At 65.5% G+C, this 1,210-nt stretch carries 2 pseudogenes; both read right to left on the bottom strand.

The window, feature by feature from the left end:
• Positions 1-506 (bottom strand): annotated as a pseudogene (locus ENZ74_RS32245) (UPF0280 family protein); the annotation flags it as partial.
• A pseudogene (locus ENZ74_RS32240) lies at positions 506-1,210 on the bottom strand (6-hydroxynicotinate reductase); the annotation flags it as partial. The pseudogenes ENZ74_RS32240 and ENZ74_RS32245, both read right to left, overlap by 1 nt.

Here is a 1,210-nt window from a genome sequence, read left to right as displayed (position 1 = left end):
CGCCAACCGCTGGTGGCGACGCCGCGAACGCCATCTTCCGCGCGGATCGTGATCCGGTCGGTCATGCCGTTGCCGGTACCGGCAACCGCCAGACCCATCGACTGGCCCTTGCCGATATGGAGCGCGCAGTCGCCGCCATTGTTGACATAGGCGCGCTCGATCTTGCGACCGGCAAGCAATGCGGCGAGCATTTCGTCGGCTACCGATCCCGCGACGGCCGCCATCGGAGTTATAAAGCATTCCGCCAGGGGCATGACGGCTGCCTCCATGCGGCGCGCCGTCGGGCCGGCGAAGGTGCGCGGCGCCAGGAAAAACGCCGGCAGCCGCAATTCGGGGAGTTCCTCGACCAGCTCCACCAGGATCGTCTGGAACCGCGCTATGGCCTGTTCATAGGCTCGGCGGCATTCATCCGCCTCACCAAAAACCTCGACGATCAGGTCGATCGGCCCGTGGTTGAGATGCAGCCGCTTGCCGTCCTGCAGCCAATGGGCTTGCGGGCCTTGCATCACCCGGCCCCGTTCGAGCCGGCACGACGTAGCTGCGCGAGTGGCGGCCATGGATTGTTGGTTTCGGCGCCTGTGCCGCGGCGCGGATTCAGGTACTCACCGCCTTTTGCGACAATATCCTCGACGCTGCGGATCTCGGCCTCGTACCCGCCGAGCCTGACATAGTCGTCGCGGCGCAGCGTGAATTCGATCGGCGCCACCAGCGCCGGTGTAGGCACATAGCCGAAGGCGCCTTCCGGCACCCGTGTGACATCGACCATCAGGGTGATGCCGCCGCCCGGCCAGACATAGACCGGCGCACCGCCGACCGTGACATAGGTGGTCAGGCCCTGAACCGAGCGGGTGAGATTGACCGGGTTTTCGGTGACGCCGGCGCGCAGCGACCCGCCGGCGCCGCCGATGAACAGCACCGTGCACAAAGCCGGCTCGCAATTGTCCTCGATCAGGCCGACCGATTTTTGCAGCCGTTCCGGAAACGGTTTTTGCACCGGCTTCAACTCGTCGTCGAGCTCGTAATAGGCGAATTGCTCGCCGGTGGTCGAAACCATCAGCAGCGACAGGCCCGGCCGCGCACCCTTCTTGGCGTTCCACTCGCCAAGGATCGACAGCGGGTCTGAAATGCTGGTGCCGCCCCAGCCGAGGCCTGGCTCGGACACCTTGAAATAGCGGCCCGGCGTCGAACGGCGGCCGATGATCTTTATCCC

The sequence above is a fragment of the Mesorhizobium sp. M7A.F.Ca.CA.002.15.2.1 genome (genome assembly GCF_003998715.1).
GTDB lineage: Bacteria > Pseudomonadota > Alphaproteobacteria > Rhizobiales > Rhizobiaceae > Mesorhizobium > Mesorhizobium ciceri.
This window is presented reverse-complemented; position numbering and strand designations above follow the sequence as displayed.